A 473-nucleotide genomic window follows, 5' to 3' on the forward strand; every position below is an offset into this window, starting at 1 on the left:
CGCATGGATTGATGCCGGATTTCATGATGGCAAAATTCGTGACGATGGAAGTGCGCGCAGATTTTGGCCCGGTCTATCTGGTGAATTTTGCAGCCGCCGCCCTTGGGCTTGCCTGGCTCCTGATCGCCGGTCCGCATCATAAAAGCCCGACCGTCCAAAAGCTCGCGGCAGCCGTCACCTGGGTCTTCACCCTGAAGTTCCTGCAGCTTCTCGGCCGTCATTCGCTGCACGTCTATGTGTGGCATGTCGCGATCGTCTATGCGGTCTATTACATCGACGCCTACACGCCTGATTTTTCGCAGGTGACGAAGACGTTGATCGCCTTTGCCGCAATAGCCCTGCTGGCCATACCGGCACTGTGGCGTGAGCGGGATCGCTTGTTTTCGTCCGGTCAGAAAGTGGCTGCGGAATAGCAATCCCGCGATTTTTACGCGAAACCTCTCGAAATCGATCGGCGCAATTCACATATGTAT

Annotated in this window: 1 protein-coding gene; it reads left to right on the plus strand. The window is 55.6% G+C overall.

The annotated features are described in order from the left end of the window. On the plus strand, positions 1 to 413 hold a 413-nt coding region (opgC, locus tag AB1462_RS31825), incomplete at its 5' end, for an OpgC domain-containing protein (RefSeq protein ID WP_367249066.1). Positions 414 to 473 lie beyond the last annotated feature (60 nt).

It is taken from the genome of Pseudomonas sp. SB113 (genome assembly GCF_040754745.1).
GTDB lineage: Bacteria > Pseudomonadota > Gammaproteobacteria > Pseudomonadales > Pseudomonadaceae > Aquipseudomonas > Aquipseudomonas grimontii.